Raw genomic sequence first — 26,858 nt, forward strand, 5'->3', positions numbered from 1 at the left:
GGACCGGCGCCGCTTCCGCCGGCGGCGTCGGTCCGGACATCGTGAGGCGGTCAGGTGCTGACATAGTCGGACGCGCGATCCGCCGCGCGATCAGCGGCTGACGCCTGCTGCGCCTTGTCGCGCGCCGCGTCCTCCATCAGCTCGTACCACATGGCGTTGAGCACGGCGAAAGCGGCGGCCAATGGCAGGCCGAGAAGCCAGGAAAAATACCACATCGTTTTGCTCCGTCTCAGTAGGCGTGGCCGCCATGATCGGTGACCGAGGCTTCGTCGACCTTGCCCCACAGCACCCAGTAGACCCAGCTCGTATAAGCGATGATCAGCGGCAGGAAGATCGCGCAGGACACCAGCATGATGAACAGGGTCAGATGGCTGGAGGACGAATCCCACACGGTCAGGCTGGCGCGCGGATCGATCGACGAGGGCAGGATGAACGGGAACATCGCGACACCGACGGTCGCCACGATGCCGATCACCGCAAGCTTGCTGGCGCCAAAGGTGGTCAGTTCGCGTTTCGACCTGAGGCCGAAAAAGGCACCGAGCGCGCCGAGGAAGCCGAGCGCCGGCACGGCCAGAAGCCAGGGCCTCGCCGCATAATTGGCGAACCAGACGCCGTGCTCGCGGGCGACCGTCTTCAGAAGCGGGTTCGACGGTCCGTTGGTCACCAGCGCGCTGGTGATGCGATAGCCGTCGACGAACAGCCAGAGGATGACGCCGCAAAGCGCGAACAGCGCAATGACCGCGAGTGCCGCCAGGCTGCCATAGGCCCGCGCCCGGTCGCTCACCGGACCTTCGGTCTTGAGCGCCAGCCAGGCGCCGCCATGCATGATCATCATGGCGACCGACAGGAGCCCGCACAAAAGCGCGAAGGGGTTGAGCAGGCCGAAGAACGAACCGTCATAGAAGATGCGCAGGTCGGCATCGAAGCGGAACGGCACGCCCTGCAGCACATTGCCGACCGCCACGCCGAAGATCAGCGCCGGCACGAAGCCGCCGGTGAACAGCGCCCAGTCCCAGGCCTGGCGCCAGCTCGGGCTCTCGCGCTTGCTGCGGTACTTGAAGCCGACCGGACGAAGGATCAGCGCCGCCAGCACCGCGAACATGGCGAGATAGAAGCCGGAGAACGACACGGCATAGAGCGCCGGCCAGGCGGCGAAGATGGCGCCGCCGCCGAGGATCAGCCAGACCTGATTGCCCTCCCAGACCGGCCCGATGGTGTTGATGGCAACGCGCCGTTCGAGATCGGTGCGGCCGACGAAGGGCAGGAGGATGCCGACGCCAAGATCGAAGCCGTCGGTCACGGCGAAGCCGATCAGCAGCACGCCGAGCAGCACCCACCAGATCAGGCGCAAGGTTTGATAGTCGATCAGTTCGTGCAGGATCATGGTCTTCACTCCGCAGGCACGACGAGGGGCGACAGCAGGGCCGCTTCCGGCTCCTGGTCGGGTTCGGGCCCGGCCTTGATCGCCCGGATCATCAGGCCCATCTCGATGACGAACAGCACCGTGTAGATCAGTGCGAAACAGATGATGGTGAACAACACCTGGCCGACGCCGAGGCTCGACACCGCGGCGGCCGTCGGCAGCACGCCCTCGATCACCCAGGGCTGGCGGCCGAGCTCGGCGACGATCCAGCCGGCCTCCGCCGCGATCCAGGGCAGCGGAATGGCCATGACCGCGATGCGCAGCAGGATCGGATAGCGGTCCAGCATGCGCCGCGCCGACAGGATGAAGAAGGTCGCGGTCAAGAGGATGAAGAACATGCCGAGCCCGACCATGATCCGGAACGACCAGAACAGCGGCGCCACCGCCGGCACGGTATCCCAGGCCGCCTTGTCGATCTGGGCATCGGTCGCCAGGCGCGGGTCGTCGACATAACGTTTCAAGAGCAGGGCATAACCGAGCTCGGCGCCATTGGTTTCGAAGGCGGCCCTGGCCTCCGCCGGGATGGCGGCGGTGCTGCCGGCGGCGCGGATCTTCTGCAACGCGTCGTAAGCCGTGATGCCGAGCCGGATGCGGGTCTTGGCCCGCTCGACCAGATTGGTGATGCCGGGGATCTCGGTGGTCAGCGAGCGCGTGCCGATCAGGCCCATCACCCAGGGCACGTGAATGGCATAATGGGTCTCGCGCGCGGCCTGGTCGGGAAAGCCGATCAGGGTGAAGGCGGCGGGCGCCTCCTCGGTCTTCCACATCGCCTCGATCGCCGCGAGCTTCATCTTTTGATGCTCGGTGGAGAGGTAGCCGCTCTCGTCGCCCAGCACGACCACCGACAGCGAGGCGGCCAGGCCGAAGGAGGCGGCGACCGTCATCGAGCGCTTGGCGAGATCGATATGCCGGCCCTTCAGGAGATACCAGGCGGAGACGCCGAGCACGAAGATCGACGCGACCACATAGGCCGCCGAAACCGTATGAACGAACTTCGCCTGGGCCACCGGATTGAACAGCACCGCGTAGAAGTCGGTCACCTCCATGCGCATGGTCTGCGGGTTGAACGCAGCCCCCACCGGGTTCTGCATCCAGCCATTGGCGATCAGGATCCATAAGGCCGAAAAGTTCGAACCGGCGGCGACCGCCCAGGTGGCGATGAGATGGCCGACCTTGGACAGCCGGTCCCAGCCGAAAAAGAACAGGCCGACGAAGGTCGCCTCGAGGAAGAAGGCCATCAGGCCTTCAAGCGCCAGCGGCGCGCCGAAGATGTCGCCGACATAATGGCTGTAATAGCTCCAGTTCATGCCGAACTGGAACTCCATCACCAGGCCGGTGGCGACGCCGAGCACGAAATTGATGCCGAACAGCCCGCCCCAGAACTTGGTCATCTCGCGCCAGATGATCCGGCCGGTCATCACATAGACGGTCTCCATGATCGCCAGGAGCACGGCGAGACCGACGGTCAACGGCACGAACAGGAAATGATAGAGAGCCGTCAGTGCGAATTGCAGGCGCGAAAGCGCGACGATGTCGAGTTCCATCCTGTTTCCGCCGAGACGACCCGGCGTCCTCTGCTGTGCGCCGGCGCCGCAACGGGCGGGACCGGCCATCCAAACGAAGGCCTCACTCAATCCGGCCGCAGGCCAGCGAGTGCGGTATCAAAACCAGGTTCGCCGCGTCGCGGCCTGGCGACGATGCGGCCGGGTTCCATGATCAGCAAGCGGTCGGTGAGTGCCGCCTCGCGCCTCAGATGCGTGACGACGACGAGCGAACGTCCCGCGAGCCGCTCAGCCAGGCGGTCGAGCACGTCGCGCGCGGTCTCACGATCGAGGCCCTCGGTCGGCTCGTCGAGCAGCCAGAGCGGTTCGTCGCGCAGCATCAGCCGGGCCAGCACCAGCCGCCGCGCCTGGCCGCCGGAGAGGCCGAGGCCGCCCTCGCCGAGCCTGGTGTCGAGGCCGCGCGCGCTGGTGCGCATGGCCGGCCCGAGGCCCGCCGCATCGAGCGCATCCCACAATTGCCGGTCATCGGCGGCCGGATTGGCGAGACCAAGGTTTTCGCGCAGGCTGTCGTTGAACAGTTCGGTCCGCTGCGTCAGACGCGTGCTGGCGATCGCCCGGACCTCGCCTGCCTCCGGCGCGATCTCGCCGGCGATCAGGCCGAGCAAGGTGGATTTGCCGGCGCCGCTCGGGCCAATGACCGCGACCCGTTCGCCACCGGCCAGGGTCAGCGACAGCGACTGCAGAAGCGGTGTAGCGGCCCCGGCATGCCGGACCGAGACATCGGTGAGCCGCACCGCGCCGGCGCCATCGGGTGCCAGCAGGCGCGCGGGTTCGGCCGCGGCCCGAAGCCTCGGCGACAGCCGGCGCGCGGCGAGCAGCGTGCGGCCGAGCTCGACGGCGCCGCGCCGAAGGCCGGCGAAGGGTTCGACCGATCCGAGCGCGATCAGCAGGCCAAGGGCCGCGACCGGCGCGCCGATCAGGCCCGCCTCGGCCAGCAGGGCGACGCCGACAAGGGTGCCGGCGAGCGCGACCGCCGTGGCGACGGCGAAGCCTGCGGCAACGCCGGTCTCGATCCGGTTGAGATGATCCTCGGCCACGGCGAGCCGGCGGTCGGCGGCCTCGACCGCCGCGCGCTGGGCGCCAAGCCGGCCGGCCATGACAAGCTCGGTCTGGCCGGCGACCAGGTCGATGCTGCGCGAGCGCAGCGCCTCGACGGCATGGGCGCGCCGGCGTGACCATGGCCCTGCCCGCCGCGCCGCAAGCAGCGGCAGGCCGAAGCCGACCAGGACGAGCCAGCCGGCCAGCGCCAGGCCGAGCCCGGCATGCATCAGCCCGAGCGCCACGCCGGCGACGAGCGCCGCTGCAAGCGCTGCCGCGGCCGGCACCATCAGGCGCAGATAGAGCGAGTCCAGCGCATCGATATCGGCGGTCAGCCGGAACAGCAGCTTGGCCGGCCGGACCAGCAAGGCGCGCGCCGCCTGCGGTTCGGTCCAGCCGCGAAACAGCCGCTCGCGCAGGGCCGCCAGGATCCGCAGCGTCGCGTCATGGGTCACCAGGCGCTCGCCATAACGTGCGCCGGTGCGCGCCAGCGCCAGGAAGCGGATGCCGGCGGAGGGCGCGAAGACGTCGAAGGCCAGCGCCGTCGCAGTGGACGCCCCGGCAATCGCGGTCGCGGTAATGAACCAGCCGGAAAGCCCGAGCAGCCCGACACCGGCGAGCACGGTGGCGGCCGCCAGCGCCGCGCCGCCGGCCATCAGGCCCCGGCGTTCGCCGGCGAACAGGGCAAGCACCGGACCGAGGTCGCGCCGGATCGTCATGACCGCGCCTCAAGCCTGATGATCCGGTCCATGCGCGCGGCCAGCACCGGATCATGGGTGGCGAGGATCAGCGTGCGGCCCGCGGCAACCGCGATCAGGCCGTCGGTGACCTCGGCGGCCGTCGCGCCGTCGAGATGGGCGGTCGGCTCGTCGACCAGCAAGAGGTCGGTCCGGCCGTCGGCGGCGGCCCGCGCCAGCGCCAGCCGCAAGATCTCGCCACCGGAAAGCCCGGTGCCGCCTTCGCCGATCTCGGCATCGGATCTCGCCGAAGCAACCTTGTCCAGCGCCACCACCTTGAGTGCGGCGGCGACGTCGGTCGGCGTCACATCCGGCCGGCCGAGCGCGATATTGGTCCGGATCGAACCGGCGAAGATATGCGGGCGCTGGCCGATCCAGGCCATGCGCCGGCGCAGCGCCGCCGATGTCTCCGGGCCGAGCGCGACATCACCAATGCTGATGCGGCCGGACCCCGCCGGCGCCAGGCCGGCGACCAGTGCCAGCAGCGTCGATTTTCCCGATCCGCTCGGGCCGAGCAGGGCAACCCGTTCACCCGCCGCGACCGTCAGGTCGAAATCCTCCAGGACGGCCGCGCCGGCGCCGGCATGGCGAAACCCGAGGCCCTCGATCCGGACCGCCGGCGGACCTGCCGGCCGGGTCGCCGGTGGATTTGCGGCCGATTCGACATCGCCGGCCGCACCGGGCAAGGCAAGGCGATGGAGCGACAGGCGGTGCAGCGCGCCGATCGCCGCCTCGCCCGCGGCGCGATCATGCCAAACCGCCGACACATCGCGCAGCGGCTCGAAAAAGGCCGGCGCCAGCAGCAGGATGAACAGGCCCTGGGCCAGGTCGAGCTTGGCGCCCCAGGCGCCGAAGGGCAGCTGGCCGAGCAGGTGAAAGCCGATATAGACGGCAACCATGGCGACACCCAGCGCCGCGAACAGTTCGAGCACCGCCGAGGACAGGAAGGCGATGCGCAGCACCGCCATGGTGCGGCGGCGCAGCGCCTCGGCATTGGCGCGCAGGCGGCGCGCCGTCAGGTCGACCGCGCCGAGGCCGCGAATGGTGGCGAGCCCGCGCAGCCGGTCGAGCAGGAAAGCATTCATGCCGCCGAGCTCGACCATCTGCGCCTCGCTGGCGGCCTTGGCGCGCCAGCCGATCAGCGCCATGAAGATCGGGATCAGCGGCGCGGCGATCAGCAGGACCAGCGCGGCGGTCCAGGACAGCGGCAGGACCGCGGCGAGGATCACCAGCGGCACGACGGTTGCGCGCAGCCGGGCCGGCTGAAACCGGGCGAGGTAGGGCGTCACGGTATCGGCCTGTTCGGCGATGACGCTGGCGGCGAGGCCCGAGGCCGGGCGGGCGCTGTCGAGCGGCGAGCCGGCGGAGAGCGCCGAGACCGCCCGGTCGCGCAGGTCGGACAGGGTCGCGCGCGCCGCGCGGAAGGCAAGACGGCTTCCCGCCGCCTCGATCCCGGCACGGGCGAGGCCAAGCCCGAGCACCAGGGCGGCCGGCCAGACGACCGCCTCGACGCCGCCGCCATCGGCCAGCCGCCCGACCGCCTGGGCGATGAGCGCGGCCTGCGGCAGCCACAGCAGCGATGCCGCAACCTGCAGCCAGCCGCCGATGCGAAGACCTGGCCGATGCGCGGCAATGGCTTGCGCTCCCTGCTCCGCCGTCGTCGCATTGGAGGCTGCGCCGGGCGTTCCGCCATCGGGCTTTCCCCGGCGCCGGCCCTGCGGGAAACCCCGAAGCGCCGCCGCGGCGCCCCGCCCCGCCTGGGTCAGACCGAGATCGGCTCGGGCGTTTTCGTCCACCGCATCACCCCTTGTCGCCGGCGCGCCGGGAACGGCCAAGGGACACGATCTTGTCCTTGGTTTCCAACAGCCGCGTGACCTTGGCGCCCAGCGTCAGGAGCGTCGTCAGCCGCGTCGTCTCCAGCTGCTTGACCTCGTCATACCAGGTGGTCAGGCGCTCGATCAGGCCGTGCATCTCCGACATCCGCGCCTGGGCATGGCGTTCGGCATCGCTCGCCGGCTGCTGCATCAGGATCTCACGCAAGACCGACAGGGTCGGATCGACCTCGCGCTTCTTCCGCTCCTCGGCCAGCGTGCGCAGGATCTGCCAGACGTCGTCGGGGGTGGTGAAGAAGTCGCGCCGGTCATTGGGCAGGTGTTTCAGCAGGACCAGGTTCCAGGCCTGCAGCTCCTTCAGGCTCATCGAGACATTGGACCGGGAAATGCCGAGTGCCGCGACGATCTCGTCGGCGCACAGCGGATCCGGCGAGACATAGAGCAAGGCATAGACCTGCCCGACCGTGCGGTTGATGCCCCAGCGGCTGCCCATCTCGCCGAAATGCAGCACGAAGGCCTGGACCAGCGGCGGCAGGTTCATCGTCAATTTTCCTAAAGTCGGTCATTTCAGTAATTTCTGAAATCACAGTACAAGCTGGCGCGAGGCTCTGACAAGCGAGACGCAATGCCGCAGGTGGCGCCGACGCACCGGCGAGGTGGAACGCGATCGGCCAGCGATCGCAGCAGAGCGGCATCGAGGCAAAAAGCGCAGCTTTTTTTTCTACGCCCCTACCCCCTGCTCAACGCCGCCGCCCGCTCGCGGGCCGCGCGGACCGTGCCCTCCAGCAGTTCGGCGAGGCCGGGTTGGCCCTCGAGCACGCTCAACCCCGCCTCGGTGGTACCACCGGGGCTGCAGACCATGCGCTTCAGGGCGCGGGCCTCGGCGCCCGGCTGGTTCATCAGGGCCACGGCGCCGACCAGCGTCGCCCGCGCGAGTTCGGCCGCGAGCGCCGCCGGCAGGCCAGCCGCGGCACCGGCGGCGGCCAGGTGTTCGGCGAAAGCGAAGACATAGGCCGGGCCACTGCCGGAGACGGCGGTCGCCGCATCGATCAGCTCCTCCCGGTCGACCCAGGCCGTCGCGCCGACCGCCTGGAACAGGCGCTCGGCGCTCTGCCGGTCGGCCTCCGCGAGCCCGGGCCCGCCATGAAGCACGGTCATGCCCTGGCGAACCAAGGCCGGCGTATTGGGCATGGCCCGGATCACCCGGGCCTGCGGGCCGAGCCGCGACCGGATGGCGTCGTGGCCGACGCCGGCGGCGATCGACACGACCAGCGCGCCGGCATCGATCAGGCTGCGATAGCCGGCGAGCACCCGGGGAACCAGGGCCGGCTTCACCGCCAGCACGATCATGCCCGGCTGGCCGGCAATGCCCGCCGGGGAATCGATGAGCGTGACCGCGACGCCGGCCGGCAGTTTCGCGCGGGCCCGCTCCGGCGACGGATCCACCACCGTCACGGCCAGGGCGCCGGTCGCGGCGAAACCGGCGGCGAGCGCCAGGCCCATATTGCCGCCACCGACAATCACCACGCCGGCCTCGGCCGGATGAGCGGAATGGCTGGCGATCATCGCCTAGCCGATGCTCATCAGGCTGGCATTGCCGCCGGCCGCGGCGGTGTTGGTGCTCACCGCCCGTTCGCGCAAGAGCCAGACGATCGGATAGTCCTCGGCGCCCGAGGCCAGCGCTTCGCGGGCGACGCCGAAGACCGGCACGATCGGCCCGGCAAGCTCGGCCAGCTTCTGGTTGAGCTCGCGCAGCGTGTCGCTGTCGCCTTCGAACAGCGCCGCGCCAAAGGGCTCTGCCGCGATATCGGCGACCGGCGTGATCCAGTCCTTCAGGTCTTTCGGCAGCGACGCCTTGAGCGGCCCGAACAGCGGCTCGGCGCCAAGCACGGCCGCCCGGTTGCCGGTGGCCAGCGCCGCGCCGATCTGGGCGAGAAGGCCGGTCTCGGTCTGGGCCAGGCAAAGCACCGTGCCGCGGCCTTCGAGCACGTAGAGGTTGCGCTCGCCGACCGGGCCGGGCAGCTCCTTCACCGCGCCGGCGCGCGAGCGCTCGCGATATCTGGCAAAGCGGCTGGCCGCGTCGCCGAAACCCTTGGCACCGAGCCAGGCTTGAAAGGCCTTGGCCGCCGGCATCGGCTGCTCGGAACGCGGCAGGCTCTCGCTATCGGCCGGGTAGGCGGCGACCAGGCGGCGCATGTAAAGCGGCCCGCCGGCTTTCGGCCCGGTGCCCGACAGGCCATGGCCGCCGAACGGCTGCACGCCGACCACCGCGCCGATCATGTTGCGGTTGACATAGATATTGCCGGCTTCGACCTTGGCCGTGACATGGGCGATGGTCTCGTCGATGCGCGTGTGCAGGCCGAAGGTCAGGCCATAACCGGTGCGGTTGATGTCGGCGATCAGGCCGTCGAGATCCTGGCGCCGGTAGCGCAGCACATGCAGCACCGGGCCGAACACCTCGCGCTCGAGCTCGGCGAGCCCGCCGATCTCGATCATGGTCGGCGCGACGAAAATGCCATTGCGGCAGTCCGCTGGCAGGTCCAGGGCATGGACCTTGTGACCCTTGCCGCGCATCGCCTCGACATGGCCGCGCAGCCGGTCCTGCGCCTCGGTGCTGATCACCGGACCGACATCGGTCGACAGCCGGTCGGGATTGCCGACGACCAGTTCGGCGAGCGCCCCCTTCAGCATGGTCATCACGTGGTCGGCGATCTCCTCCTGCAGGCAGAGCACACGCAGCGCCGAGCAGCGCTGGCCGGCCGAATCGAAGGCCGAGAGCAGGACATCCGCCACCACCTGTTCGGCCAGCGCCGAGGAATCGACGATCAGCGCATTCTGGCCGCCGGTCTCGGCGATCAGCGGGATCGGCCGGCCCTCCGGGCTGAGCCGGCCGGCAAGCTGACGCTGGATCAGCCGGGCCACCTCGGTGGAACCGGTGAACATGACGCCGCGCACGCGCGGATCGGCCACCAGCGCCGCGCCGACGTCGCCGGCGCCCGGCAGCAACTGCACCGCGCCGGCGCCGATGCCGGCCTCGTGCAGGATGCGCACGGCCTCGGCCGCGATCAGCGGGGTTTCTTCCGCCGGCTTGGCGATCACCGGATTGCCGGCGGCAAGCGCCGCTGCGACCTGGCCGGTGAAGATCGCCAGCGGGAAATTCCACGGGCTGATGCAGACGACCGGCCCGAGCGGCCGGTGCGTGTCGTTGGAGAAGCCCTGGCGCAGCTTGCCGGCGTAATAGCGCAGGAAGTCGACCGCCTCGCGCACCTCGCCGACCGCATTGGCCAGCGACTTGCCGGCCTCGCGGACGATCAGGCCGAGCAGCACCGGCATGCGCGCTTCCAGCAGGTTGGCGGCACGGTCGAGGCAGGCGGCACGCTCCTCCGGCGGGGTCGACTGCCAGATCGGCGCCGCCGCCACCGCGTGGCCGAGCGCCGCCTCGACATCGCCGGGCGTCGCCTCCAGCACATGGCCGACGACATCGCGCCGGTCGGCCGGGTTGAGGATATCGCGGGCAGGCCCCTGGCCGGCGGCCTCGGCATGGGTCGGCGCGGCCCGCCAGGGCTCGGCGGCATTGAGCAGGAGCGCCGCCGAGAGCGACGCCAGGCGCTGTTCGTTCGACAGGTCGATGCCGGCGGAATTGGCCCGTTCGGCGCCGAACAGGTCGGCCGGCAGGGCGATCTTGTCATGCGGCGCGCCGAGCGGTGTGATCGACCGGGCGATATCGGCGGGCTCGGCGATCAATTCCTCGATCGGCAGCGACAGATCGGCGATGCGGTTGACGAAGGAGGTATTGGCGCCGTTCTCCAGGAGGCGGCGCACCAGATAGGCGAGCAGCGTCTCGTGGGTGCCGACCGGGGCATAGATCCGGCACGGCCGGTTCAGCTTGTCGCGGCCGACCACCTCTTCGTAGAGCGGTTCGCCCATGCCGTGCAGGCACTGGAACTCATATTGGCCCGAGTAGAAATTCTCGCCGGCCATCGAATGGATGGCAGCCAGCGTATGGGCATTGTGGGTGGCGAATTGCGGGAACAGCGCATCCGGCACCGCCAGCATCTTCTTGGCGCAGGCGAGATAGGACAGGTCGGTGTGGACCTTGCGGGTGAACACCGGGAAACCCTCGAGGCCGTCCTGCTGGGCGCGCTTGATCTCGCTGTCCCAATAGGCGCCCTTGACCAGGCGCACCATCAGCCGCCGGCCGCTGCGCCGCGCCAGGTCGATCAGGTGGTCGATCACGAACAGCGCGCGCTTCTGGTAACCCTGGACGACGAAGCCGATGCCGTTCCAGCCGGCGAGCTCCGGGTCGAAGCAGATCGCCTCCAGGAGATCGAGCGACAGTTCCAGCCGGTCGGCCTCCTCGGCATCGATATTGAGGCCGATGTCATAGCGCCGCGCCAGCACGGCCAGCGTCTTCACCCGGGCCAGCAGCTCGCTCATCACCCGGTCGCGCTGGGCGCGTGAATAGCGCGGATGCAGCGCCGAGAGCTTGATCGAAATACCCGGCCCTTCATAGATGCCGCGGCCGCCGGCGGCCTTGCCGATGGCGTGGATGGCCTGTGTGTAGTCGGCAAAATAACGTTCGGCGTCGCTCGCCGTCATCGCCGCCTCGCCCAGCATGTCATAGGAATAACGGAAGCCGCGCGCCTCCATCTTGCGGCTGTTGGCGAGCGCCTCCGAGATGGTCTGGCCGGTGACGAACTGCTCGCCCATCATGCGCATGGCAATGTCGACGCCCTTGCGGATCACCGGCTCGCCGCTGCGGCCGATCAGCCGGGTCAGGGCCGAGGACAGGCCAGCCTCGCTCGAGGTCGAGGTCAGGTGGCCGGTGACCAGCAGGCCCCAGGTCGCGGCATTGACGAAGACCGAGGCGCTGTGGCCGAGATGCGACTTCCAGTCGCCATGGCTGATCTTGTCGCGGATCAGCGCGTCGCGGGTCGCCCGGTCGGGAATGCGCAGGAGCGCCTCGGCGAGACACATCAGCGCGACGCCCTCCTGGCTCGACAGGGCATATTCGTGGATCAGCCCCTCGACGCCGCCGCGCTGCCCCTTGTCGCGCAAAGCCTCGACCAGCTTGCGGGCGAGCTTCTGGGTCGCGGCGACACGCGGCTCCGGCATGGCGGCTTCGGCCAGCAGCACCGGAACGCATTCCGGCTCGGGACGCCGATAGGCGGCGGTGATCTTGGCGCGCAACACGCTTTGCGGCTGCACCGACTGGGCGAAGGCGAGGAACGGCAAGGCCAGGCCGTGGTCGCCGTCGGACGGCCCGGTTGCGCCGGCGGCGCTGAGGAAGTCCGGCAGGGCATCGCCGCGATCGAGATGTTCCAGCACCGACAGGATCGAATGCTTGATCAAGGCATGGGGCGACCGGCCCTGGCTTTCCGCGGCCGCCTTCAGCCGGTTGCGCAGGTCCTCGTCGATCTTCACACCGATCGTCGTATTGGCCATGGCCGTCAGCTCCGCGTGCGATCCGTTCGAGAATATCGCATTTGGTAGCACCAGTTTGCGCAGAGGCGCAACCCGAAAGGACATGAGGCGCAACCCGGCGAGATCGACAAGGAGTCTTCGGCCCCTGTCGGGGCTGCCTCCCGGCATCGCGCATGGACAGCACGCGGATCACCGGAAAAGACTGAGGCCCTGCAACCGGAGCCATCAGATGATCGACGATCCTCCCCTGATCACGCTGCGCCGCCAGGTGCCGCGCCCGACCGCCGCCCAGATCGCGGCGCTTGACGGCGTGCCGACCGGTTTCATCGTCGACGCGCTCGGCGGGCGCGGCGCCATGGCGCCCGAGATCAAGCCGGTGGTGCCCGAACAGGCGATCTTCTGCGGCGTCGCCGTGCCTTGCCATGCCGGGCCGGCCGACAATCTCGCGGTGTTCGCCGCCTTCCCGCTCGTCCAACCCGGCGACGTGCTGGTCGCCGCCGCCGACGGCTATCGCGAAACCGCGGTGGTCGGCGACCTCGTACTCGGCATGGCGCGCAATCTCGGCGCGGTCGGTTTCGTCACCGATGGCTGCGTGCGTGACGTGCCCGGCATTCGTGAGGTTGGCCTGCCCTGTTTCGCCTCGGGCGTGACGCCCAATTCGCCGGCCAAGACCGGCCCCGGCACGGTCAACCTGCCGGTTGTCGCCGGCGGCGTGCAGATTGCCCCCGGCGACATCGTCATTGCCGATAGCGACGGCGTGGTGGTCGTGCCCTTTGCCCGGATCGACGGCGTCATCGCGCGCCTTGCCGCGATCAAGGCCGCCGAGGCCGCACTGGTTGCCCGCGTCAAGGCCGGCCTGACCATTCCCGACTGGGTAAAGGATCTCCATGCCGGCGGCCGCGTCCAAGAAATCGATTGAACCTCGATCGATTGAACCCGGGTCGACTGAACCGGTCATGTCGACCGGCCTTGAACCTTGCCAGTGTCCTGCGTTATGGCTCGCCTCCCGCCATCGCGGACAGGCAAGACCTAAAATGAACAGCACAGGCCTCGGCACAGGCGCCGCCGCCAGAGAGGCCGTCCTTTGGCGTTATGGCCGCCTGGTCCGGCGCCGCGTTGCGATCGTCGCGGTGCTTGCCCTGCTGCTTGCGTCGGCTTTCGTGCTCGATCTCGCCACCGGTCCCTCCGGCCTCGGTCTGCGCGATGCCTTGAACGCGCTGGTCGCGCCGGGTTCGGTCAGCCGCAGCACGGCCGTCATCATCTGGGACGTTCGCCTGCCGCCGGCGGTCATGGCCCTGCTGGTCGGCGTCGCCCTGTCGCTGGCCGGCGCCGAGATGCAGACCATCCTGAACAACCCGCTGGCGAGCCCCTTCACCCTCGGCGTCTCCTCGGCCGCCTCGCTCGGCGCGGCGCTCGCCATCGTGCTCGGCATCGGCTTGCCCGGCATACCGGCCGGCTGGATCGTCACCGGCAATGCCTTCATCTTCGCTTTCGCCTCCGTGCTCTTGCTGCAGAGCGTCGCGAGCCTGCGCGGTGCCGGCGTCGACAGCCTCGTGCTGTTCGGCATCGCGCTGGTCTTCACCTTCAACGCCCTGGTCGCCCTGGTGCAATACGTGGCTTCCGCCGACGCCCTGCAACAACTGGTGTTCTGGGGCATGGGCAGCCTCACCCGGGTTACCTGGGAGGCGATCGGCGTGCTCGCCGTGGTGGTGGCGCTGACCTTTCCCTTTTCCGTTGCCGCCTCCTGGAAACTCACCGCGCTCCGGCTCGGCGAAGACCGCGCCCGCAGCCTCGGCGTCGATGTCGGCCGGCTGCGCTTCTTCTCCCTGTTCCGCATCAGCTTGCTCGCCGCCACCTCAGTCGCCTTTGTCGGCACCATTGGTTTCATTGGCCTGGTCGGGCCGCATATTGCCCGCCTGTTGATCGGCGAGGACCACCGCTTCTTCCTGCCGGCGAGCGCCTTGACCGGCGCGCTGGTCATGGCGCTCGCCGATGTCGCCTCCAAGTCGATCGCGCCCGGCGTCATCCTGCCGATCGGCATCGTCACCTCGCTGGTTGGCCTGCCGGTCTTCCTCGCCTTGATCCTGCGCCGGCGCGAGCCGCTCTGATGACCTCGGGCCCGCTCGCCATTACCGGTTTCAGCGCCGGCTACCGCAACCGCCCGGTGCTGACGGATTTTTCGCTGTCGCCCATCCCTGAAGGCAGCGTCACCGCGCTGGTCGGGCCGAACGCGGCCGGCAAATCGACCTTGCTGCGCGGCCTTGCCGGCCTGCTGCCGGCCGCCGGCTCGGTCCGGCTCGGCGGCATCGAGCTCTCGGCGCTGGGCCTGGCCCAGCGCGCCGGCCATGTCGCCTTCATGCCGCAGAGCCTGCCGCAGGGCGCCGAGCTCAGCGTGCTTGAGGCTGTCATTGGCGCCTTGAAGGCCTCGCCTTTGGCCGAATTCGACGGTGGCCTCACCGAAGCCCGGCGGCGCGCCGTCGACGTGCTCGACCGGCTCGGCATTGTCGACCTGGCGCTCGACGGCATTGGCCGGCTTTCCGGCGGCCAGCGCCAGCTTGCAAGTCTTGCGCAGGCCATGGTGCGGGCGCCGAAACTCCTGCTGCTCGACGAGCCGACCAGCGCGCTCGATCTCCGCCACCAGCTTGATGTGATGACCGTGGTGCGCGAACTCGCGCGTGAAGGCCGCATCGTCGTCGCCGTGCTGCACGACCTGACGCTCGCCGCCGCCTGGGCCGACCATGTCGTGGTGCTCGACCATGGCCGCTGCGCGGCGCAGGGCCGACCCGAGACCGCCATCACGCCGGAGATCCTGCGCAGCGTCTATGGCGTCGACGCCCGGGTCGAGCGCTGCTCGCGCGGCCGGCTGCACATTGCGGTGGATGGGCCCGTCCCTGGCTGAACCGGCGAGGTCATTGCACGGCGATCAGCCGATCTGCAGCGCTTTTCCTTCCCCACTCGCCACCCGCTATTCCCCTCAAAACCCCTCCGGCTCCAGCGGCGTCATGGTTGCCGCCATGGTCCGGCGCATCATGTCGCGCAGCGCATTGGTGCTGCGGTAACCGGCGGTCTGGGCGGCGAGCCTGAGCGGCGCGCCGTCGGCGCGTAGCGTCAGCGCGTGCAGCATGCGCAGGCGCCGCCGCCATTCGGCGAAGCTCAAGCCCGTCTCGGCGCGGAACCGGCGGGTGAAGGTGCTGCGGCTGACCCCGATGCGGTCGGACCAGCCGTCGAGGTCGAGCGCCAGCGACGGCGTCTGGATCAGCTCACGGCAGAGCTTGCGCAGCGTCTTGTTTTGCGGCACCGGCAGGGCGATCTGGATTTCCGCGGCCTTGGTGATCTCATCGGTGATCAGTGCCGCGAGATGCCCGCCGCGCCCGCCAAGATCATAGAGCAAGGGTCCCGCCGCCAGCGCCCGCAGCGCAATGTCGAGCAGTTCGGAGACCGCAATCACCCGGCAGGTGGTCGGCAGGGCCAGACCGAGCGCCTCGTCGGTCAAGAAGGCCGCGCGCATCTCCGAACAGCCGTAAGCGGCGAGCTCATGCGGCACATTGGCCGCCACCAGCAGCGCGTGGCCAGCCGGCGCGGTCCAGGTGCCGTCCTCGGTGTTGAGCACCAGAAGCCCGCCCGAGGCATGCACAAGCTCGGTGCGCCGGTGGCTGTGCCAGCGAGTGCGGGCGCCGTTCGGAAAGCTCTGGTCCAGCACGGTCACCGGCCGGGGCGTTTCCTCGGGCAGCGGCAGCTTGTCGACGATGGGCGGACCCGGATGACCCGTTTGCGGTGCTTTTGCCTGTTTTGCCATATCTCAGCGGATTTTGACCTGATCTCGGTGAACTATGATCCACACGTGAAACAGGGGCAAGACTATAATATTCGAGCGACTGCGCTTGGTTAGAATGGATCAAATGTAGTAATATCAGAAATAACTGTACAACAATTTTGTCTCTATAAAGTCATATGAGCCTCTTATGTCGATATCGCCCCCGCGTCTTCAGCCACCCCAGCCGCATCACGCGCGTCCGTTTAAGAAAAGAACGGTATTCGCCGGCTCATCGGCTGTCGCCATGGCTTGCCTGACCCAAGCAACACTGGCCCAGACCGTTGTGCCGGCAGATCCCAACCGCCCGGTGCAGCTCGACGAGATCGTCATCCAGGGCGCCAGCGCCGCCGGCCCGTTCGGCCCCGATTCCGGCTATGTCGCGCGCCGCACGCTGGCCGGCGCCAAGACCGATACGCCGGTCATCGAGATCCCCCAGACCGTCAACATCATTCCGGCTGACCAGATCCGCGTGCAGGGCGCACAGACCATTGGCGAGGCCTTGCGCTATTCCGCCGGCGTCGCAGCCGAGACCTATGGCGCCGCCTCGCGATTCGACAGCTATGTCCAGATCCGCGGCTTCAAGGCCGACATGTTCCTGGACGGCATGCGCCTGCCCGACGGCAGCGCCACCGCCGACTGGACCACTTCCGTCGTCGAGCCCTACGGCCTGGAGCGTATCGAGATCCTGCGCGGCCCCTCCTCCGGGCTCTACGGCCAGAGCGGCCCGGGCGGCATCGTCAACATGGTGTCCAAGCGTCCGACCGCGACGCCGCTGCGCGAGGTGCAAGTCCAGACCGGCAGCTTCTCGCGCCTGCAGGGATCGTTCGATTTTGGCGGACCGATCGATGCCGGCGGCACCTTCCTCTACCGGCTCACCGGCGTGGTCAGGCAGTCGCAGACCCAGGTCGACTTCATGCATGACGACCGGCTGTTCCTGGCGCCGGCCTTCACCTGGCGGCCGGGCGACGACACCACGCTGACCATTCTCGGCCAGGTGCTGCGCGACCGGAACGGCCATGCGAGCTTCAACTACCTGCCGACCTCGGGCACGCTGAACCCCAATCCGGTCAACGGCCGCCTGCCGTTCAACCGTTATGCCGGCGAACCGACCTTCGACCGCTTCGACCGCGACCAGGCCATGGTCGGTTATGCCCTGGACCATCGCTTCAACGACACCTTCAGCTTCAGCCAGAACCTGCGCTACACGGCAAACGACATCTATCTGCGCGCGCTGAACCGCAATGGCGAGCTGCAGCCGGACAACCGCACGCTGAACCGCAACGCCTTCCGCATCGATGCCACGGCCCGCGCGGTGACCTTGGACAATCGCCTGGTCGCGCGGTTCCAGACCGGCGCGCTGGCGCATACCATGCTGTTCGGCCTCGACTACCGCAACGAGCACAGCACCTATGATGTCGGCCGTGGCGGCGCCCCCGCGATCGACATTTTCAACCCGACCTATGGCCTTGCCGTCACCGACCCCGGCATCAATTTCCAGCGCAAGACCGCCGATCTCCGCCAGCTCGGCGTCTATGCCCAGGACCAGATCAAGTTCGGCGGTTTCATCGCGACCTTCTCCGGCCGTTACGACTGGTCGAGCGTGCAGACCCGCACCACCACGGTCTCGACCAAGGCGCTGGTCGCCGCCACCGCCGACGACCGCGCTTTTTCCGGCCGAGCGGGCCTCAGCTATGTCTTCGACAATGGCCTGGCGCCTTATGTCAGTTATTCCAGCGCCTTCCAGCCGACGGCTGAGACTGACTTTTTCGGCCAGGTGTTCCGGCCGCTGACATCAAGGCAATACGAGGCCGGCATCAAATACCAGCCGGCCGGCGTCAACGCTTCGATCACCGCCGCCATTTTCGACATTCGCCAGCAGAACAGCCTGACCGGCGACACCAACCCCGCCCATCCCTTCGCCCGGGTCCAGCTCGGCGAGGTCTCGGTGCGCGGTTTCGACGTCGAGGCGCGCGCCAGGCTCGGCGAAGGCTGGGGCATCATTGCCTCCTATGCCTATCTCGACCATGAGGTGACCAAAAGCTCGGTCGCGGCCGACGTGGGAAAAAGGCTGGCGGCAACGCCGGTGCACCAGGCTTCGCTCTGGGCCGATTACACCGTGCAGTCGGGCGGGCTCGCCGGCCTCACCGTCGGCGCGGGCCTGCGTTATGTCGGCGGGACCTTCAACGGCACCAACAGCGTGCAGGTGCCGGCCTATGCCCTTGTCGATGCCAGCCTGCAATATGATCTCGGTAACGCTTCGCCGCGGCTGGCCGGGGCCAGGCTTTCGGTGGTGGCCAAGAACCTGTTCGACACCTATTACGTCTCCCAATGCGGCAATGTGCCGGGCTGCACGCTCGGTTCGCGCCGCACCGTGCTGGCAACCTTGAGCTATCGGTGGTGAACGTGTTGCGTTTGGGCTTTCCACCGGCCTGGCGGACTTTGGTGCGGCTGCTGGCCGCCGGCCTCTTGCTGGCGCTGGCCTTGCCGCCCGAGGCGCGGGCCCGCGCCATGCCGGAACTGCCGATCAAGGTCACCGACCTCGCCGGCCGCGAGGTGGTGCTGCCGCGGGCCGCCCGCCGCCTGGTGCTCGGCGCCTGGGTCAGCCTCGATGCCCTGTCGCTTCTGCATCCGGACCCCGTCGGCCTCGTCGTCGGCTGGGCCGAGGGCGGCGCCAACACTATCCAGCCGGCCATTGTCCGGGCCCGCTATCCGGCCGTCGACCGGATCCCCGCCATTGGCCGCGGCACGCTCGACAGCCTGTCGGCCGAGACGATCATCGCGCTGAAACCCGACCTGGTGGTGCTCAGCAGCTTCGACCTGCAGCGTTACGGTTCCGGCCCGGCGTCCTATCCGCCGGCCTTCGGCCAGCTCGAGGCCGCCGGCATTGCCATTGTGGTCGTCGACTTCTTCCTGCAGCCGCTCGAGAACACCGAGCCGAGCCTGCGTTTGCTCGGCAAGCTGATTGGCCGCGAGGCCCAGGCCGAAGCCTATATCGGCTTTTACCGCGGCCGGCTCGACCGCATTGCCGGGCGGCTGGCTGACGCCAAACAGCCGCGGCCGGCGGTGTTTTTCCATGCCTTCGCCGACCGGCCGGACTGCTGTTTCACCGCCGGGCCCGGCACCGTCGACGGCATGATCCGCGCCGCCGGCGGGGTCAATATCGGCAGCGAGCGCCTGACCGGGCCGATCGGCCAGGTCAGCCTGGAATTCCTGATCAGCCGCAACCCGGATGTCTATGTCGCCAGTGCCATCGGTGCTCCCGCAGGCCTTGCCTTTGGCCCCGGCATTGCCGCCGAGCGCGCCGCGTCGGGCTTCGCCGCGCTGATCCGCCGGCCGGATCTCGCGGCGCTCGGCGCCATGGCGGGCGGCCGGGCCCATGGCCTCTGGCATCTCTTCGTCCACACGCCCGTGCATGTGGTGGCCATCGAGCGCCTGGCCAAATGGCTGCACCCGCGCCTGTTCGCCGATCTCGACCCCGACGCAACGCTTTACGAGATCAACACGCGCTACCTGGCGGCACCGCTTGACGGCTCCTTCTGGACCGACGGTCCGCCCGCGGCGCCTGCCCCCACGCGGCGCTAGCCATTTCCCGCGCCATGCTCCCGTGCGGTGCTCGGCGTTGTCGGCTGCGGCCTTTCTTGTCATGGTTCGGCTAGAGGTCGGTGAGCCACGTCAAGATGGGCCATGCCGTCGCCTCGGGGAGTGACGGCATGAGCGCTTTATCGACAAGACTGCGGCCGGCGCTGACCGCCGCGCTGCTCTCGCTCGTCCTCGGCGGGAGTCCGGCCGAAGCCGGCAAACGTGACGACACGCTGCGCTGGGCCTCGACCTTCGCCATCCCCTCGGGCGAGCCCTATTACAATTCGTTCCGCGAGGGTGTGCTGTTCATTGGCCAGATGGTCTGGGACACGCTGATCCATCGCGATCCCGACACCTCGCAATACAAGCCCCTGCTCGCCACCGCCTGGCGCTGGATCGACCCGCTGACGCTGGAGCTCGATCTGCGCCGCGATGTCAGCTTCCACGACGGCCGGGCCTTTTCCGCCGACGACGTCGTCTACACCCTCAACTTCGTCATCGACCCCGCCAACAAGGTCAACAATCCGAGCAATGTGAACTGGATCAGGCGCGCCGAAAAGACCGGCCCGCACCAGGTCCGCCTGCTGCTTCACGCGCCCTTCCCGGCGGCACTCGAATATCTCTCGGGCCCCATTGCCATCATGCCCGTCGATTTCTACCGCGATGCCGGCGCCGGCCGGGCGGTTCCGGCGGCGCGGCTGATCGGCACCGGGCCCTATCGCTTCACCCGCTGGGACCCCGGCAAGGAAGCCCAGTTCGAGATCAATCCGGCCTATATGGCCGACAGCCCCAAGGGCCGGCCGTCGATCCGGCGCGTGGTCATGCGGGTCGTGCCGGATGCCGGCACGCAAATGGCCGAGCTGATGGCCGGCGGCGTCGACTGGATCAGCCAGCTGCCCGAGGAGACCGCGCAGAAACTCGCGACCGTGCCCAATATCGCGGTGCTGTCGGCCGAGACCATGCGCATCATCTTCCTGCAGTTCGACGTCGAGGGCCGCGCCGGCCCGAACCCGTTCCAGGATCGCCGGGTGCGCGAGGCGGTGGCCCATGCGATCGACCGCGACGCCATCGTCAAGAACCTGATCGGCGCCGGCTCGCGCACCTGGCACGCCTTCTGTTTCGAGACCCAGTTCGGCTGCACCACCGAGGTCCGGCGCATCGCCTACGATCCGGCACGAGCCCGCCAGCTGCTGAGCGAGGCCGGTTATCCCAACGGCTTCGACACCGAGATCCTCGGCTTCCGCTCGCGTCCGCGCATCGAGGCCTTGAACGGCTTCCTGGCCGCCGCCGGCATCCGCACCAGGCTCTCCTTCATGGCCTATGCGGCGGTGCGCGACCGCCAGCACAAGGGCCAGGCCCGCCTGGTCGACACCTCCTGGGGGTCCTATTCGCTCAACGACACCGCGGCCATGGTCAACCCGTTCTTCACCCACCTGCCCGACGACATGGTGCGTGATGCCGAGATCAAGGCCTGGGCCGAGGCCGCCTCCACCGCCATCGACCCGGAGGAGCGCAAGCGCCTCTATGGCCTGATCCTGCGCAAGATCGCCGACAATGTCTTCGTCCTGCCGCTCTATACCAACCCCTCGGTCACCGCCTTCACCAGCGATCTCGCCTACCGGACCTGGCCGGACGAGAACCCACGTTTCTACATGCAGCGCTGGCGCTGACACGCCGCCGCTACCGTCAATCAGAGGACGAGCCAGCCATGGACAATGCGATGGTCGTTGCCGCCCAGCCCGAGGCGGCCGAAGCCGGCGCGCTGATGCTGATGCGCGGCGGCAATGCGGTGGATGCGGCGGTCGCCGCGGCGCTCGTCCAGACCGTGGTCGACCCCTTGATGTGCGGCATTGCCGGCTTCGGCAGCATGGGCATCTACCGGCCGGGCAAGAGCCACGACTATATCGACTTCCACGCCCCCGCGCCGCTGAAGGCGACGCCGACCATGTGGCAGGACCTGATCGAGGGCGAGACCCGCGACGGTTTCGGTTTCATCCTGAAGGGCGGTGTCAACGATGTCGGTTACGGTTCGATCGCGATGCCGGCGACCCTCAAGGCGCTCGACATCGCCCACCGGACCCATGGCCGCCTGACCTGGGCCGACGTGCTGGCGCCGGCGATCCGCTTCGCCGAGGCGGGCTGGCTGGTGCGTCCGGCGGTCGTCTCGTTCTGGACCGACGAGGGCAGCATGGGCCGCGCCTCCAACCAGGACCGGGTCAATTACACCGCCGCCGGCCGGGCGCTCTACCGCCGGCCCGACGGATCGCCGAAGCGCCTCGGCGAGCTGATCCGCAATCCCGATTATGCCGCGACGCTCCGGCGGATCGCCGAAGCCGGGGCGCAGGATTTTTACACCGGCGAGATCGGCCAGCGGATCGCGGCCGACATGCGCGCCAACGGTGCCCTTCTCAGCGGCAAGGATCTCGCGCTCTTCGAGCCGACCCGCCAGGCGCCGCTGGAGGGCACTTATCGCGGCCGCCGCATCACCACCAACCAGCCGCCCGGCGGCGGCATCATGCTGGTCCAGATGCTCAACATCCTGGAGAATTTCGACCTTCGGGCGCTCGGTCACAACACGCCGGAATATATCCGTGTCGTCTGCGAGACGATGAAGCGCTCGACCATCGACAAAGACCGTCATGTCGGCGATCCCCGTTTCGTCGATATCCCCGTCGAGCACCTGCTGTCGAAACGTTATGCCCGCGAAGCGGCGGCCGAGATCAAGGCCGGGATCAAGGCCCATGTCACCCGCTACCAGGCCTCCGAAGTGCCCAAGGATACCACCCATGTCAGCGTGGTCGATGCCGAGGGCAATTGCGTCACCGTCACCCATTCGCTCGGCATGCCCTCGGGCGTCATCACCGAGGGGCTCGGCTTCATGTACAATGGCTGCATGGGCGTGTTCGATCCGCGCCCGGGCCGCGCCGGCAGCATCGCGCCGGGCAAGAGCCGGTTCAGCGCCATGTGCCCGACCATCGTGTTCAACGGGGATAAGGTCGAGCTGGTGATCGGCGCGCCCGGCGGCACCCAGATCGTCATGGGCGTCTTGCAGGCGATCCTCAACGTCGTGGATTTCGGCATGGACATGCAGCAGGCGGTGAGCGCGCCGCGCTTCTCCGCCACCAGCAATGCCATCGACGTCACCAACCGCATCCCGCGCTGGATCACCGAACCGCTCGAAGCCATGGGCTACGAGGTCATCCGCAATCCGATGAGCCACTATTTCGGCGTCGTCCACGGCATCCGGGTGACCCCGGACGGCCGGCTCGAGGGCGGCGCCGATCCCGGCCGCGACGGCGTCGCCTATGGCGTCAGCGTCACCTGACCAGCGCCTGAACTCCCGGTCATCTGGTCCGGCGGTCCCGGCCGACGCTTGACAGTTGACGCCATTTAGATCGTTCTAATAGATAAGAACGAGGCGATCGCCTGGGGGCTTCCGGCCAGTGCCGGAAGCAATCGGCGCGATCGCGGGAGAACACCAGCGCGCATGAGCGGGCTGCGCCAGTCGAGGACCAAGGGCATGGCCCAAACAGCATCGGACGGCCCATCGCCGGTCGCCTTCGTCACCGGCGCCGGCCGTGGCATCGGCCGCGCCATCGCGCTCGCCTTGGCCGACCGGAAATTCCGCCTGGTCGTCAATGATCTCCAGGCCTCGCCCGAACTCGAGGAAACGCTTGGCGCGCTGCGGGCGCGCGGCGCCGAGGCCAAGGCGGTCGCCGGCGACATTGCCGATCTGGCCGGCCATGGCGCGCTTGTCGACGCCGCCTGGTCGGGCTTCGGCCGCATCGACTGCCTGGTCAACAATGCCGGCATATCGGTGAAGACCCGCGGCGACATTTTCGACGTCTCGGCCGAAAGTTTCGACCGGCTGATCGGCACCAATCTGCGCGGGCCGTTCTTCCTGACTCAAGGCGTGGCCAGGCGGATGACCCTGGCGCCTTCGGCGGCCTTCCGCAGCATCATCACCATCTCCTCGATGAACGCCGAGGCCGCTTCCCCCGATCGCGCCGAATATTGCATCTCCAAGATCGGGCTGAGCATGATGAGCAAGGTCTTCGCGCTGCGGCTCGCCGGCGAGGGCATCCACACCTACGAGATCCGCCCCGGCGTCATCCGCACCGCCATGACGGCGGTCGCCAAGGCGCGCTACGACCAGATGTTCGCCGACGGCTTTTCGCCGATCTCGCGCTGGGGCGAGCCGGAGGATGTCGGCCGCGCGGTCGCAACCCTGGCCAGCGGCGCGCTCGCCTATACGACCGGCGAGATCGTCCATGTCGACGGTGGGCTGTCGATTTCCAAGCTGTGACGGGGGCACAAGAACATGAGTGAACCGCCGATGAGCGAGACGAACAAGGACGCAACACGGCTGCTCGGGCCGGGCGAATATTGGTTCGAGGATCTGCGCGTCGGCGATCATTACACGACCGGCCACATCGTCATCACCGACGCCCATATCGTCGGCTTCGCCGGTCTCTCCGGCGACTTCTTCGACCTGCACATGGACGACGAATTCGCCCGCTCGCAAGGGTTCCAGGCGCGCGTCGCCCATGGCCTGCTCGGCCTTGCCATGGCCGACGGGCTGAAGAACCGCTCCTCGGTGCGTATCATGGCGGTGGCGTCGCTCGGCTGGAACTGGAACTTCAAGGGCCCGATCCTGGCCGGCGACCGGATCGGCGTGACGGTCGAGGTGAAAGCCAGGCGCCTGACCAGCAAGGGCGACCGCGGCATCGCGACCCTCGGTTTCACCGTCACCAATCAGCACGGCGCGGTGGTCCAGGACGGCGAGACCGCCCTGCTGACCCGGCTGAAGCCGCAAGGAGACACGGCCGCCTGAGCATGGGCGGCGCCGCGGCCCGGCAGGCGCGGCACCGCGCGGATTGACGGGACCGGCGACCCGACGCAAAGTTCGGCTCCCCACGTCGGGAGACGGCGATACGGGGCTTTGATTTGCCCGCAATTTAGATCGATCCAAAACAACCGCAGCCGAGCTCGAACCTTGGCGCAGCAACAACGATCAGGGAGAAACGACGATGGCTTTCGAAAAGGGTTGGATGGACCGGCGCGAGCTGATGAAGCTGCTCGGCATTGGCGGCGCCGCGATCGCCGCCGGCTTGCCCGAGCGGGTCTATGCCCAGACGCGCCGGAATACGCTGGTGATCGGCATCGACATCAGCGACACGATCACCCTCGATCCGGCCCGCCAGGCGCAATATACCCCGCCGATGACGCTGCTGGCCGCCTATGACATGCTCGTCACCATGGCGCCCGGCGACTACATCACCATTCGCCCCTCGCTCGCCACCAAATGGGAGCGCACGCCTGACGGCAAGGGCTGGCGCTTCACGCTGCGCGACAACGTCAAATTCGCCAGCGGCAATCCGATGACCGCCGAGGACGTCAAGTGGTCGATGGACCGCGTGCTCCATATCGGCGACCAGACCTCGCAATATATCTCGCATGTCGAGCGCACCGAGATCGTCGACGCCAAGACCGTCGACATCATCCTGAAGGACCCGACCCAGCCGCTCCTGACCATCATCGCCGCCCCCGGCTTCGTCATCTATGACCGCAAGCTGGTCGAGCAGCATGGCGGCGACGCCAGCCGCGAGGCCAAGACCAAGGACAAGGCGACCACCTGGCTGAACGAGAACTCGGCCGGCACCGGCGCCTACCGGCTGACCCGCTGGGAGCGCAACGCCCAGATCCAGTTCACCCGCAACGACAATTACTGGCGCGGCAAGCCGCCCTTCGAACGGGTGATCATCCGCCATATCGGCGACAGCGCGGCCCAGCTCCTGTCGATCCGGCGCGGCGATATCGACATTGCCTTCAACCTGATCCCCGAGCAGGTCTCGACCATCAAGGCCGATCCGAACCTGCGCCTGGAAGCTCTCACCAGCCTCGACTTCGTCTACATGGCGGTGACCCAGGAGGTCGAATACAACAAGGCGCTGGCGCAGAAGGGCGCACGCCAGGCCATCGGTTATGCCATCGACTATGACGGTATCATCAAGAACCTGCTCGGCGGGGCGGCCCTGCACCCGGCCCACTTCCTGCCGATCGGGGTTGCCGGATCGACCGAGGAGATCGCCAGGCAGATCGGCTTCCGGCAGAACCTCGACAAGGCCAAGCAGCTCCTGCAGAGCGCCGGGCTCGCCGACGGTTTCGAATTCGAGATCGCCTATGGCAATGCGGCGATCGCCGGCGTCACCTACCAGACGCTGGCCCAGAAGATCCAGGCCGACCTCGCCCGGGTCAATATCCGCGCCCGGCTCAATCCGATGGATCAGGTCAACCTGCGCACCACCTATACCGGCAACAAGGCGCAGGGCGGTCTCCTGACCTTCTGGAACCCGCCGGCGGTGGAGAACCTGCTCTGGGCCGCCGCCACCGTCGAACGCGTCGCCAAGCGGGTCCATTGGGAGGTGCCGGCCGACGTCACCAAGCTGGTCCGCGACGCCGCCGCCGAGACCGACGCCAAGAAACAGGCCGAGCTCTGGGTCGAATATCAGAAGCGCCTGGTCGACCAGGCCAACCTGATCATGCTGTTCCAGCCGGTCTACCAGATCGCGGTGCGCAGCAATCTCTCGAAACTGCCGCTGACCGCGGCCGGCTGGATGCTCGACATGTATGACGTGAAGCCGGTCTCGTCCTGACCCACGGCGCGGCTCCCGGCCTGCTGGTTCGGGAGCCGCGGCATTGCGATCGGTCCAGGGAATTTCGCGACGCCGACTGATGTGCTACATTGTACTGATCATGTAACACAAGAGGCTTGGTGTCATGACCGAGGCAACCTTCACTTTCCGTGTCGAGGAGACCCTGAAAGAACAATTCGCCGCGGCGGCAAAGTCCCGCGACCGCACCGGCGCGCAGCTACTGCGCGACTTCATGCGCGATTTCGTACGGCAGCAGCAGGACGCTGCCGAACATGACGCCTGGTTCCGTCGCCAGGTCCAGGCTGGGCTGGATTCCGCTGCCGCGGGCCGCCTTGTCGCAAACGAGGATGTGGAAGCGGAATTCGCCTCTCGCAGGAGCCGGACACGCCGCAAGCTCACCACCCCATCTTGAGGTTGTTCTGGACCCCGGAAGCTCTCGATGATCGCCGTGCGATCTACGATTATGTCGAGGCCGCCAATCCGAGCGCCGCGCTCGGCCTCGACGAACTGTTTTCGCAGAAGGCCAGCGGTCTTCTCGATCATCCGGGCCTCGGGCGCCCTGGTCGTGTTGCCGCCACCCGCGAACTGGTCGCGCATCAGAATTACATCCTGATCTACGATACGGCCGGCGACCTCGTCCGTATCCTCCGTCTGCTGCATGTTGCGAGGCAGTGGCCGCCGGCGAGAACTGTCGATGAGGCCCGTCGACCGGACGGCGAACCAGGCGCCAGCTCGGAAATCGCAAAACGCGATGATCCGCCATGAGCCGGGGCGGGTCCGAGGCGCACCATGA

General features: G+C 68.2%; 21 protein-coding genes. 12 read left to right on the forward strand and 9 right to left on the reverse strand.

Going from position 1 to position 26,858, the window contains the following annotated elements; genetic code table 11:
- Positions 1 to 50: 50 nt before the first annotated feature.
- The 8 genes from cydX to putA all read right to left on the reverse strand — a co-directional run bounded on the left by cydX (position 51) and on the right by putA (position 12,037).
- Positions 51 to 215, reverse strand: coding sequence for a cytochrome bd-I oxidase subunit CydX (cydX, locus tag E8M01_RS07540; RefSeq protein WP_136959566.1), 165 nt, complete (start codon positions 213 to 215; stop codon positions 51 to 53).
- 14 nt (positions 216 to 229) lie between these two features.
- A complete protein-coding gene (gene cydB / locus E8M01_RS07545) occupies positions 230 to 1,384 on the reverse strand; it encodes a cytochrome d ubiquinol oxidase subunit II (protein WP_136959567.1) in 1,155 nt (384 codons plus the stop codon).
- A 5-nt stretch (positions 1,385 to 1,389) separates the two neighbouring features.
- A complete protein-coding gene (locus E8M01_RS07550; RefSeq protein WP_136959568.1) occupies positions 1,390 to 2,967 on the reverse strand; it encodes a cytochrome ubiquinol oxidase subunit I in 1,578 nt (525 codons plus the stop codon).
- A gap of 86 nt (positions 2,968 to 3,053) precedes the next feature.
- The gene (locus tag E8M01_RS07555; protein ID WP_136959569.1) at positions 3,054 to 4,742 is read right to left on the reverse strand and encodes an amino acid ABC transporter ATP-binding/permease protein; all 1,689 of its coding nucleotides are present in this window, start codon (positions 4,740 to 4,742) and stop codon (positions 3,054 to 3,056) included.
- A complete protein-coding gene (gene cydD / locus E8M01_RS07560; protein ID WP_136964496.1) occupies positions 4,739 to 6,394 on the reverse strand; it encodes a thiol reductant ABC exporter subunit CydD in 1,656 nt (551 codons plus the stop codon). Before cydD ends, E8M01_RS07555 begins: the two co-directional genes overlap by 4 nt.
- Before the next feature lie 166 nt (positions 6,395 to 6,560).
- Positions 6,561 to 7,133: a GbsR/MarR family transcriptional regulator gene (locus tag E8M01_RS07565; RefSeq protein ID WP_136959570.1), complete on the reverse strand. Its 573-nt coding sequence runs from the start codon at positions 7,131 to 7,133 to the stop codon at positions 6,561 to 6,563.
- A 188-nt stretch (positions 7,134 to 7,321) separates the two neighbouring features.
- On the reverse strand, positions 7,322 to 8,158 hold the full coding sequence (gene proC, locus E8M01_RS07570) for a pyrroline-5-carboxylate reductase (protein WP_136959571.1): 837 nt from the start codon (positions 8,156 to 8,158) through the stop codon (positions 7,322 to 7,324).
- Positions 8,159 to 8,161: 3 nt separating this feature from the next.
- Positions 8,162 to 12,037 (reverse strand): trifunctional transcriptional regulator/proline dehydrogenase/L-glutamate gamma-semialdehyde dehydrogenase, encoded by a 3,876-nt coding sequence (gene putA, locus E8M01_RS07575; RefSeq protein ID WP_136959572.1) that lies wholly within the window; start codon positions 12,035 to 12,037, stop codon positions 8,162 to 8,164.
- A 208-nt stretch (positions 12,038 to 12,245) separates the two neighbouring features.
- On the opposite strand from putA, the gene E8M01_RS07580 reads away from it, so the two are divergent.
- From E8M01_RS07580 to E8M01_RS07590, 3 genes are all read left to right on the forward strand, one after another.
- Complete coding sequence (locus E8M01_RS07580) at positions 12,246 to 12,935, forward strand: RraA family protein (RefSeq protein ID WP_136959573.1); 690 nt, start codon at positions 12,246 to 12,248, stop codon at positions 12,933 to 12,935.
- A 115-nt stretch (positions 12,936 to 13,050) separates the two neighbouring features.
- Positions 13,051 to 14,124 (forward strand): FecCD family ABC transporter permease, encoded by a 1,074-nt coding sequence (locus E8M01_RS07585; protein WP_136959574.1) that lies wholly within the window; start codon positions 13,051 to 13,053, stop codon positions 14,122 to 14,124.
- On the forward strand, positions 14,124 to 14,915 hold the full coding sequence (locus tag E8M01_RS07590; protein WP_136959575.1) for an ABC transporter ATP-binding protein: 792 nt from the start codon (positions 14,124 to 14,126) through the stop codon (positions 14,913 to 14,915). Before E8M01_RS07585 ends, E8M01_RS07590 begins: the two co-directional genes overlap by 1 nt.
- Positions 14,916 to 14,990: 75 nt before the next feature.
- Here E8M01_RS07590 and E8M01_RS07595 read toward each other — a convergent pair whose 3' ends face one another.
- Complete coding sequence (locus E8M01_RS07595) at positions 14,991 to 15,722, reverse strand: AraC family transcriptional regulator (protein WP_246088630.1); 732 nt, start codon at positions 15,720 to 15,722, stop codon at positions 14,991 to 14,993.
- Between the two features lie 352 nt (positions 15,723 to 16,074).
- Here E8M01_RS07595 and E8M01_RS07600 point away from each other — a divergent pair, with 352 nt between their 5' ends.
- The 9 genes from E8M01_RS07600 (at position 16,075) to E8M01_RS07640 (ending at position 26,830) form a co-directional block, all read left to right on the forward strand.
- The gene (locus E8M01_RS07600) at positions 16,075 to 18,231 is read left to right on the forward strand and encodes a TonB-dependent siderophore receptor (protein WP_170181824.1); all 2,157 of its coding nucleotides are present in this window, start codon (positions 16,075 to 16,077) and stop codon (positions 18,229 to 18,231) included.
- A complete protein-coding gene (locus E8M01_RS07605; RefSeq protein WP_170181825.1) occupies positions 18,228 to 19,412 on the forward strand; it encodes an ABC transporter substrate-binding protein in 1,185 nt (394 codons plus the stop codon). The genes E8M01_RS07600 and E8M01_RS07605 overlap by 4 nt, the downstream gene beginning before the upstream one ends.
- A gap of 128 nt (positions 19,413 to 19,540) precedes the next feature.
- Entirely contained in the window at positions 19,541 to 21,079 is a 1,539-nt protein-coding gene (locus E8M01_RS07610) for an ABC transporter substrate-binding protein (RefSeq protein WP_170181826.1), read from the forward strand.
- 38 nt (positions 21,080 to 21,117) lie between these two features.
- Entirely contained in the window at positions 21,118 to 22,734 is a 1,617-nt protein-coding gene (ggt, locus tag E8M01_RS07615) for a gamma-glutamyltransferase (protein ID WP_215908865.1), read from the forward strand.
- Between the two features lie 195 nt (positions 22,735 to 22,929).
- Positions 22,930 to 23,715 carry a 3-ketoacyl-ACP reductase gene (locus tag E8M01_RS07620; RefSeq protein ID WP_136959580.1) on the forward strand — a complete coding sequence of 262 codons (786 nt, stop codon included), beginning with the start codon at positions 22,930 to 22,932 and terminating at the stop codon, positions 23,713 to 23,715.
- A 30-nt stretch (positions 23,716 to 23,745) separates the two neighbouring features.
- Positions 23,746 to 24,243, forward strand: coding sequence for a MaoC family dehydratase (locus tag E8M01_RS07625; protein WP_136959581.1), 498 nt, complete (start codon positions 23,746 to 23,748; stop codon positions 24,241 to 24,243).
- A 196-nt stretch (positions 24,244 to 24,439) separates the two neighbouring features.
- The gene (locus E8M01_RS07630) at positions 24,440 to 26,065 is read left to right on the forward strand and encodes an ABC transporter substrate-binding protein (RefSeq protein WP_136959582.1); all 1,626 of its coding nucleotides are present in this window, start codon (positions 24,440 to 24,442) and stop codon (positions 26,063 to 26,065) included.
- Between the two features lie 124 nt (positions 26,066 to 26,189).
- Positions 26,190 to 26,477 (forward strand): CopG family ribbon-helix-helix protein, encoded by a 288-nt coding sequence (locus E8M01_RS07635; protein ID WP_136959583.1) that lies wholly within the window; start codon positions 26,190 to 26,192, stop codon positions 26,475 to 26,477.
- A 2-nt stretch (positions 26,478 to 26,479) separates the two neighbouring features.
- Positions 26,480 to 26,830 (forward strand): type II toxin-antitoxin system RelE/ParE family toxin, encoded by a 351-nt coding sequence (locus tag E8M01_RS07640; protein ID WP_342778691.1) that lies wholly within the window; start codon positions 26,480 to 26,482, stop codon positions 26,828 to 26,830.
- Positions 26,831 to 26,858: the final 28 nt, after the last annotated feature.

This window comes from Phreatobacter stygius, from assembly GCF_005144885.1.
Lineage (GTDB): Bacteria > Pseudomonadota > Alphaproteobacteria > Rhizobiales > Phreatobacteraceae > Phreatobacter > Phreatobacter stygius.

What these genes read in the sequence shown, in the direction of transcription:
- E8M01_RS07565 (WP_136959570.1), bottom strand. Translation starts at nt 7,133, where the DNA reads ATGAACCTGCCGCCGCTGGTCCAGGCCTTCGTGCTGCATTTCGGCGAG.
- E8M01_RS07610 (WP_170181826.1), top strand. Translation starts at nt 19,541, where the DNA reads ATGAGCGCTTTATCGACAAGACTGCGGCCGGCGCTGACCGCCGCGCTG.
- E8M01_RS07550 (WP_136959568.1), bottom strand. Translation starts at nt 2,967, where the DNA reads ATGGAACTCGACATCGTCGCGCTTTCGCGCCTGCAATTCGCACTGACG.
- E8M01_RS07630 (WP_136959582.1), top strand. Translation starts at nt 24,440, where the DNA reads ATGGCTTTCGAAAAGGGTTGGATGGACCGGCGCGAGCTGATGAAGCTG.
- E8M01_RS07635 (WP_136959583.1), top strand. Translation starts at nt 26,190, where the DNA reads ATGACCGAGGCAACCTTCACTTTCCGTGTCGAGGAGACCCTGAAAGAA.
- E8M01_RS07620 (WP_136959580.1), top strand. Translation starts at nt 22,930, where the DNA reads ATGGCCCAAACAGCATCGGACGGCCCATCGCCGGTCGCCTTCGTCACC.
- E8M01_RS07555 (WP_136959569.1), bottom strand. Translation starts at nt 4,742, where the DNA reads ATGACGATCCGGCGCGACCTCGGTCCGGTGCTTGCCCTGTTCGCCGGC.
- E8M01_RS07585 (WP_136959574.1), top strand. Translation starts at nt 13,051, where the DNA reads ATGAACAGCACAGGCCTCGGCACAGGCGCCGCCGCCAGAGAGGCCGTC.
- E8M01_RS07590 (WP_136959575.1), top strand. Translation starts at nt 14,124, where the DNA reads ATGACCTCGGGCCCGCTCGCCATTACCGGTTTCAGCGCCGGCTACCGC.
- E8M01_RS07625 (WP_136959581.1), top strand. Translation starts at nt 23,746, where the DNA reads ATGAGCGAGACGAACAAGGACGCAACACGGCTGCTCGGGCCGGGCGAA.
- E8M01_RS07580 (WP_136959573.1), top strand. Translation starts at nt 12,246, where the DNA reads ATGATCGACGATCCTCCCCTGATCACGCTGCGCCGCCAGGTGCCGCGC.
- cydX (WP_136959566.1), bottom strand. Translation starts at nt 215, where the DNA reads ATGTGGTATTTTTCCTGGCTTCTCGGCCTGCCATTGGCCGCCGCTTTC.
- ggt (WP_215908865.1), top strand. Translation starts at nt 21,118, where the DNA reads ATGGACAATGCGATGGTCGTTGCCGCCCAGCCCGAGGCGGCCGAAGCC.
- putA (WP_136959572.1), bottom strand. Translation starts at nt 12,037, where the DNA reads ATGGCCAATACGACGATCGGTGTGAAGATCGACGAGGACCTGCGCAAC.
- proC (WP_136959571.1), bottom strand. Translation starts at nt 8,158, where the DNA reads ATGATCGCCAGCCATTCCGCTCATCCGGCCGAGGCCGGCGTGGTGATT.
- E8M01_RS07600 (WP_170181824.1), top strand. Translation starts at nt 16,075, where the DNA reads ATGGCTTGCCTGACCCAAGCAACACTGGCCCAGACCGTTGTGCCGGCA.
- cydB (WP_136959567.1), bottom strand. Translation starts at nt 1,384, where the DNA reads ATGATCCTGCACGAACTGATCGACTATCAAACCTTGCGCCTGATCTGG.